Source organism: Streptomyces sp. P17 (assembly GCF_032436805.1).
In the GTDB taxonomy this organism is placed as follows: domain Bacteria; phylum Actinomycetota; class Actinomycetes; order Streptomycetales; family Streptomycetaceae; genus Streptomyces.
On the sequence record NZ_JAVRBF010000126.1, the window covers coordinates 1 to 7325 of the forward strand.

Consider the following 7325-nt stretch of genomic DNA (forward strand, 5'->3'; position numbering starts at 1 on the left):
CGTCGGCACGCGGCAGCGGCCGGGGCCAGTCCGGCCGCGTACCAGGCTCCCAGCGCCGGGAGAACGTCACGCATCGTTCGTCTCCTCTCACCGCCGCCAGGCGTTGCAGCGCCGCGAGGCTGTGGCCCTCGACGAGCGCGTCCACGCTCGGCAGCGCCGCCGCCATCCCGGCGCAGGCGTTGCAGCGCCGCGAGGCTGTGGCCCTCGGCGAGCGCGTCCACGCTCGGCAGCGCCGCCGCCATCCCGGCCGCCAGGGGCGCGTAGCCGGGGCGGGCCCTTGAGCGGATCGGCCCAGATCACCCGGTGCGCCAGCCGGTGCAGTCGGCGCATCCGCTCTGCGAGCAGCTCCGGATCACCGCGCTCCCAGCCGTCGGACAGCACTACCACGATCGCATCGCGCGCCATCCCGCGCTGTTCCCAGAGCTCCAGGGACACGCCCAGCAGCTCACCCAGCCGGGTACCCCCACGCCAGTCCGGCACCGCCGACGCGACCGCGGCCATCGCCAGGTCGGGGAGGCGCTAGGCAGGCCCCATCTGTGGTCTCCTGAGCAGCCGGAACGCGTCGGACGACGTCCTGGCCATCACCGGAGCGCTCACCTTCGAGGCCGGGCACACCGCGGCCCGCCGCGGGCAGACCGGTACGGCGTGGCGCCACTGGGACCAGGCGCGAGCCATGGCCGACCGGCTACCGGACGACTACTACCATCCCGTGACTTCCTTCTCGCGGGCCATCATGGGCGCGCATGCCGTGACGGTCGCTGTGGAGCTCCGTCAGGGAGGCGAGTCGGTGCGACAGGCTGCCGCTGCCGACGCGGTGACGATCCCCTCACGCCCCCGCCGAGCAAGGCACCGCATCGAGGAAGCACGCGGCTACCAGCTGGAAGGGCAGCCAGACGTCGCGCTGGCCACGTTGACCAAGGCCTCGCCGACGAGGACGGCGAGGCAGCGCCATGAACGCCACCGAGAGCCAGGAGGGCACGAGCGCGCCGCCGGTGGACATTGCCACGTTGCGCGCGAGCGTCGCCGAGGTGCTCCCGCCCGATGTGACTCCCACCGACCGCGGCACGCTGCAGACGCTGACCGCAAATGCTGCGCGGCCACATGCAGCTGATCATCCCCGAGATCGAGCAGGCCGCCGAGAAACTGCCCGCCGACGATATTCCCCGCTACTGCGCGCTCGCCTGCGTCGGCGAAGCCCGCGCGAGGCTGAACGCCCGGCCTGGACTGATGCCCTACGACCCTGTCGCGCACGTGCGCAGACTCGGCCGGTCGCTGCCGGCGCTGTGCGACCACTCGACCACTACGCGCCGGTCACCCGCGGCAGGGTCCCGGAGCGGGCGCGTACCGACCACAACCCGCTGAACCGGAAGGAGTACCTGTTGAACGTGACGCACCGGGTGGGGAGTTGAGCTGACCGAGAGTCAACTTACTTGTGAGTCAGAAGTGTTGACGGGACCCGGCGGGCCGACGGACCGTAGGGAACATGCCGAATACACGTGCGCGTGTGCTCGTTGTTCTGGTTCTCCTCCTCGGATTCCTGACGGTGTCCGGCCCCCGGCCCGCCACCGCCGCCCCCACACTCCCCGACTCCCTGTGGTTCGACGAGACGGCCCTGACCGTGCAGAACGGCCGCTTCACCGACGGCCACGGCCGCGAGGTCGTGCTGCGCGGCTACAACGTCTCCGGCGAGACCAAGCTCGCCGAGAACAACGGCCTGCCCTTCGCCTCGGTCGCCGACGCGAAGAAGTCCGCGACCGCGCTGCGCGCCCTCGGCGGCGGCAACGCCGTCCGCTTCCTGCTCTCCTGGGCCTACGCGGAACCGGTGCGCGGCCAGGTGGACCCCGCCTACCTGTCCGCCGCCACCGCCCAGATCCGCGCCTTCCTCGACGCCGGGATCCGCGTCTACCCCGACTTCCACCAGGACCTCTACTCCCGCTGGCTCTTCGACGCGGACAGCTGGTACACCGGCGACGGCGCCCCCAAGTGGGCGGTGGAGCTCGGTGACTACCCGGACGAGTACTGCGGGATCTGCCCCTTCTGGGGCCAGAACATCACCTCGAACGCGGCCGTGACGGAGGCGTCGTACGACTTCTGGCACAACACCTACGGCCTGCAGGACTCGTTCCTCGACACCGCCCAGAAGACGATGACGTACCTCAAGCAGAACCTCACCGCCGACCGGTTCGCGGGCGTCGTCGGCTTCGACCCGTACAACGAACCCCACGCGGGCGTCTACGACTCCGGCCAGACCAGCCGGGCCTGGGAGAAGGACGTCCTGTGGCCCTTCTACGTGAAGTTCCGGGCGCGCATGGACGCGGCCGGCTGGCAGGACAAGCCCGCCTTCGTGGAACCGAACCTCTTCTGGAACGCCAACCTCGACTTCCAGAAGCAGGAGGGCGGCCTGCTCGACGCGGGACAGCTCGGCCCGCGGTATGTCTTCAACACCCACTTCTACGACCAGAAGGCCATCTCCGGAATCTTCATGTGGGGCAAGGCGCAGGACGGGCAGTACACCGGCGACTTCGGGACGGTCCGCGACCGGGCCGCGGCCACCCGGACGCCCGCGATCGTCAGCGAGTTCGGGCATCCGCTGACCGGCTCGGTCTCCGACAAGGCCCCGACCGTCCTGAAGGCGATGTACCAGGCCCTCGACTCCCGGGTGAAGGGCGCGAGTTGGTGGTCGAACCCGACGGCGTCCGGACCGGTCCTGTCCGGCAGCCAATGGCAGTGGGACATCTACAACGGCCGCCATCGCGAGCTGATGAACGGCAACCCCGACAAGGTGCTCACCGCCGGTGACGCCTGGAACGACGAGGACCTCTCCGCCGTACGCCTCGACGACTCGGGCACCCCCGTGCTGCGCCAGGACGCCCGCCTCCTGGACCGCGTCTACCCGAGCGCCACCTCGGGCACGACCGTCGCCTTCACCTACGAGGACCGCTCCCGCGACGGCTCCACCACCCTGACCTGGAACCCGGTGCCCAGCTCCCTGCCCAATGTGTCCCGCCTGGTCGGCACCGGCCAGTACGGCCTGCTGATGTGGCGCTCCAACAGCAGCTCGGCACCCACCGAGCTCCACCTCCCGGCGTCCTTCCCGACCGGCTCCACGACGGTCGTCTCCGACCTGGGCACGGCGTACGCCCCGCCGTCGTACACCGCGGCGACCCCCGTCGCCGTGGCCCCCGAACCCGGCGGCACCGGCAGCCGCCGTCTGCTGCTCAGCGACACGGACTCCGGCGTCCCGCACTACGCGCTGGTGACCAACGGGGCCTCGGCCCCGTCCGCGGATCTGCTGGCCGCGGCCCGGTCCGAGCTGACGGCGTGGGCCGCCGGACAGTGACCGTTTGACCCTCCCCTTACGTCAGGCTGCACTCGACGAGGGGGAACCGGCGGACGGCGAGCGGGCCATGGACCTCGCCGAGGAGCACCGGCTGCACATCGCCCGCTGGTTCACCACGTGCCCGCCGGACCTGCACGGCCGGATCGCGGACGACTTCGCCGCCGATCCGCGCGCCTTCGCGCTCGTCGTCCCGCCCTCGCGGCAGCGGCCGGGGCTCGCGGCCTGTCTGTGCAAGGCCGTCCACGCGAACGCGGCACGCAGGGCGGTGACCGAATGAGGATCCTCATCGCCGCCGCCGGATCACGCGGCGACGTCGCGCCCTGCACCGGACTCGGCGCCGCACTGCGGAAGGCCGGACACGAGGTCGCACTCGCCACCACGGACGCCTTCGCACCGCTGGCCCGGGAGGCGGACCTGGAGTTCCGCAGCCTGCCCAGCCGCGCCGAACCCCACGGCGATGTCAGGGACAAGCGGGAACTGCTGCGCGCCGCGTCCGCATGCGTCACCGAGCTCGGGCAGGGCTTCGCCGACCTGCTCGCCCCGGACACGGACCTGCTCCTGCTGTCGGCCACCACGGCCCCGCTCGGCTGGCATCTGGCCGAGGCCACGGGCGTGCGGACCGCGGGCGCCTATGTCGTACCGGCCCATCCGACCGGGGACTTCCCGCCGGTCGTCATGGGCGGCCGCCCACTGGGCCGCCTCGGCAACCGTACGGCGGGACGCTTCGCCCTGCGCATGGCGGACCGCGCCTACCGGCAGGGCGTCGCCGACCTGCGGGCGGCAACTGCTGTCCATTCTGCGGCCGATGGGGTGGGACGGGGAGGGCTCGTAGACCCTCGCCCGATCTCGGTGCGCATTCGTGGGCAACCTTTGTGCCTCCTGTGGCCACTGAACAGTGCACCCTCGACTCGATCTCCCGAACGGACAGGCATGAACACACCGAGGCAGGCCGCGCGGCAGCGCAGGCGCAGGCAGCAGAGGCTGATGGTGGGCGCGGTGGCGCTGGCCGTCGCAGGGGTTCTCGCCGGCCTGGTCATCGCGTTTCTCCCGGACGGTGAGGCCGAGGCGGGGCCGTCGGCCGCGGTCGACTCCGTCGCCAGTGCCCCGGTGACGGCCACCACCGCGAGCGGATCAAGCTCTCCGACCCCGAAGCACACTCCGAAGCCGAAGGGCACCCCGACCCCGAAGGCCGACAAGACCACCGCTGCGCCGCGCCCCTCGGCCACCAAAGCCCCGCCGACGACAGCCCAGGGAGCCGCCTCGGCAGGCCGGATACGGCCCGACACCACCTACGAAGGGGTCGCCACCCACTACGACGCCGGGAACGGCGACGGCGCCTGTCTCCTCGGCCCCAGCGACGACCTCATGATCGCCGCGATGAACACCACGGACTACGAGACGTCCAAGGCGTGCGGCGCGCACGTGCTCGTCCGCGCGGCGAACGGCAGGTCCGTGACGGTCCGCATCACCAACGAATGCCCCCTGCCCTGCGCCCCCGGCCAACTCGACCTCAGCAAAGAGGCCTTCGCCAAGCTCGCCGACCTCGACGCCGGCCGGATCCCGGTCACCTGGAGCCTGTTGAGCCCGAGCACGTCCGACACGATCTCCATCCGGTACAAAACCGGATCCAGCCCCTATTGGTGCGGCATCCAGGCGATCGGCCACCGCAATCCGGTGGCGCGACTGGAGGTCGGCACCGCGAGCGGCTGGCGGCAACTGCCCCGTACCGAATACAACTACTTCCTCTCCGAGAACGGCAGCGGGTGCGGCGGCGCGATCAGGATCACCGACATCTACGGCGAACGCCTGACGATCAACGGCATCACGGTGCGCCCCGACGTCGCCCAGCCGACCCGCGTCCAGTTCGCCCAGCACTGAACCGGGCGGCCTGCCTCCTACCCCGCCAGCCGCTCCACCGCCGCCAGAACCGGCGCCGTGCCGTCCTCCCCGCGGATCCGCTCGCCCAGCGCCTGCGCCCGCTTCCGGTGGGCGGCATGGCGTACGGCCCGGTCGAGGGCCGGGGCCAGAGTGTCCGCCGTCAGACCGCGCAGCGGCACCCGGCGCGGGGCCACGCCGAGCTTGACCAGCCGCTCCGCCCAGAACCCTTCGTCGAACTGGATCGGCACCGGTACGGCCGGAACCCCGGCCCGCAGCCCCGCCGCGGTCGTGCCCGCGCCCGCGTGATGGACCACGGCGGCCATCCGGGGGAACAGCGCGGAGTGCGGCACCTCGTCGACGGTCAGCATGTCGGCGCCCTCGGCCTCAAGCCCGCCCCACCCCCGCTGGATCACCCCGCGCAGCCCGGCCCGCCGCAGCGCCCGCACGATCTGGGCGCTGAGCCCGCGGGGGTCGGGCACGGTCGCGCTGCCCAGACCCACGAAGACCGGAGGATCGCCCGCGTGCAGGAAGTCCTCGATCCCGGCGGGGAGTTGGGGATCGCGGTCGTACGGCCACCAGTACCCGGTCACGTCAAGACCGGGCGACCAGTCCCTCGGACGCGGCACCACCAGCGGGCTGAAGCCGTGGAGTACGGGCAACTCCTCGCGGGCGCCGGAGGCTCGGGACAGCCCGAGCCGGGTCCGCACCGACGGGAGCGTCGACGCGAAGATGCGGTCCATGACCAGATTCACCCCGTGTCCGGCGACGCGGTTTCCGACGGGGCCCAGGGAACCGCCCCCGAGCACGGCCGGCGCGAACTCCCGGGTGGGAGCGACGGGCTGGAGGTAGACGCCGAGAGCGGGCAGTCGTAGCCCCTCGGCGATGGTCCGCCCGAGCGGTGCCAGCGAACCGGAGAGCAGCAGTACGTCACTGACGTGCGCCGCCGCCACCAGATCGTCCGCCATCCTCCCCACCACCGCCCGTGCCAGCGCGGACACCCGCATCAGCTTCCCGACGCCGGTCGCACTGCGGTGCAGCCCGCGCCCGCGGGAGGACTCCAGCTCCGCCCGCGGATCGACGGGCAGGGGATGGAACCGAAGCTCCGAGCCCGCCACCAGCCGCTCGAAACAGCCATGGGTGACCAGGGTGACCTGATGTCCTGCCCGGGCCAGTGCATGCCCGAGACCGGTGTAGGGGGCCACATCGCCCCGGGAGCCCGCCGTCATGATCGCTACGCGCACGAGGGTCAGTATGGCCCCGCCGACCGCCTCCTCAGCGCAGCGCGACGACGATTCCCGCCACTGCCATGAGCCCGGCGCACGCCAGCAGACCGCACCCGAGCAGCCGGCGCCGCAAGGCGCGGTACCGCTCCTCGTACTCCGTCCGCAACTCCTCGGCCCGCTCCGCCGTACGCTGCCACGACAGCCGCGCGAGAGCCACGTACTCCGCCTCGAACCGCCGCTCCACCTCCTCGCGCTGAGCCTCCGTCAGCCAGGGGACGAGCCGGGCGCAGAAGCGCTCGGCGGCCGTGCGGCCCTCCTCGTGGGTGGCGGCAACGAGCAGATAGCCCTCGATCCGGCCGACGAGCTCACGGCCTTCCATGGCCGTCACCGCGCGCTCAGCTCCCTTGCGGGGACGGCGGGCTCGGGGTGGTGCAGGTCGAAGGCCGGGGACTCGCTGCGGATGCGGGGGAGTGCGGCGAAGTTGTGCCGCGGCGGCGGGCAGGACGTCGCCCATTCCAGTGAACGGCCGTAGCCCCACGGGTCGTCGACCTCGACCCTCTTGCCGTACTTGGCGGTCTTCCACACGTTGTAGAAGAACGGCAGGAACGACAGGCCGAGGACGAAGGTGAAGACGGTCGACACGGTGTTGAGCGTGGTCAGTCCCTCCGCCGCGAGATAGTCGGGGATCCGGCGCTGCATCCCGTTCGTGCCCAGCCAGTGCTGGACCAGGAAGGTGCCGTGGAAGCCGGTGAACAGCGTCCAGAAGGTGATCTTGCCGAGTCGCTCGTCGAGCATCTTCCCGGTGAACTTCGGCCACCAGAAGTGGAAGCCGGAGAACATCGCGAAGACGACGGTGCCGAACACCACGTAGTGGAAGTGCGCCA

At 71.7% G+C, this 7325-nt stretch carries 5 protein-coding genes and 5 pseudogenes; 6 read left to right on the top strand and 4 right to left on the bottom strand.

Going from position 1 to position 7325, the window contains the following annotated elements:
- Positions 1–149 precede the first annotated feature (149 nt).
- Positions 150–519: pseudogene (locus RMT89_RS39310) on the bottom strand (VWA domain-containing protein); the annotation flags it as partial.
- 37 nt (positions 520–556) lie between these two features.
- On the opposite strand from RMT89_RS39310, the pseudogene RMT89_RS39315 reads away from it, so the two are divergent.
- The 6 genes and pseudogenes from RMT89_RS39315 to RMT89_RS39340 all read left to right on the top strand — a co-directional run.
- Positions 557–922 (top strand): annotated as a pseudogene (locus RMT89_RS39315) (hypothetical protein); the annotation flags it as partial.
- A gap of 224 nt (positions 923–1146) precedes the next feature.
- A pseudogene (locus tag RMT89_RS39320) lies at positions 1147–1409 on the top strand (DUF6415 family natural product biosynthesis protein); the annotation flags it as partial.
- A gap of 74 nt (positions 1410–1483) precedes the next feature.
- Positions 1484–3340 (top strand): cellulase family glycosylhydrolase, encoded by a 1857-nt coding sequence (locus RMT89_RS39325; RefSeq protein WP_315888554.1) that lies wholly within the window; start codon positions 1484–1486, stop codon positions 3338–3340.
- Between the two features lie 25 nt (positions 3341–3365).
- Positions 3366–3617 (top strand): annotated as a pseudogene (locus RMT89_RS39330) (TipAS antibiotic-recognition domain-containing protein); the annotation flags it as partial.
- Positions 3614–4117, top strand: a pseudogene (locus tag RMT89_RS39335) (glycosyltransferase); the annotation flags it as partial. The pseudogenes RMT89_RS39330 and RMT89_RS39335, both read left to right, overlap by 4 nt.
- On the top strand, positions 4112–5218 hold the full coding sequence (locus tag RMT89_RS39340; protein WP_399498791.1) for an expansin EXLX1 family cellulose-binding protein: 1107 nt from the start codon (positions 4112–4114) through the stop codon (positions 5216–5218). The pseudogene RMT89_RS39335 and the gene RMT89_RS39340, both read left to right, overlap by 6 nt.
- Positions 5219–5235: 17 nt before the next feature.
- On the opposite strand, the gene RMT89_RS39345 is transcribed toward RMT89_RS39340, so the two are convergent.
- The 3 genes from RMT89_RS39345 to RMT89_RS39355 form a co-directional block, all read right to left on the bottom strand.
- A complete protein-coding gene (locus tag RMT89_RS39345) occupies positions 5236–6444 on the bottom strand; it encodes a glycosyltransferase (protein WP_315888557.1) in 1209 nt (402 codons plus the stop codon).
- A 46-nt stretch (positions 6445–6490) separates the two neighbouring features.
- Positions 6491–6820, bottom strand: coding sequence for a hypothetical protein (locus tag RMT89_RS39350; RefSeq protein WP_315888558.1), 330 nt, complete (start codon positions 6818–6820; stop codon positions 6491–6493).
- Positions 6821–6825: 5 nt separating this feature from the next.
- Positions 6826–7325, bottom strand: a 500-nt coding sequence (locus tag RMT89_RS39355; RefSeq protein ID WP_315888555.1) for a cbb3-type cytochrome c oxidase subunit I, incomplete at its 5' end; no start/stop codon positions are given.

Excerpts from the sequence above, each read along its gene's own strand:
- RMT89_RS39325 (WP_315888554.1), top strand. The coding sequence starts at position 1,484 with ATGCCGAATACACGTGCGCGTGTGCTCGTTGTTCTGGTTCTCCTCCTC.
- RMT89_RS39345 (WP_315888557.1), bottom strand. The coding sequence starts at position 6,444 with ATGACGGCGGGCTCCCGGGGCGATGTGGCCCCCTACACCGGTCTCGGG.
- RMT89_RS39350 (WP_315888558.1), bottom strand. The coding sequence starts at position 6,820 with ATGGAAGGCCGTGAGCTCGTCGGCCGGATCGAGGGCTATCTGCTCGTT.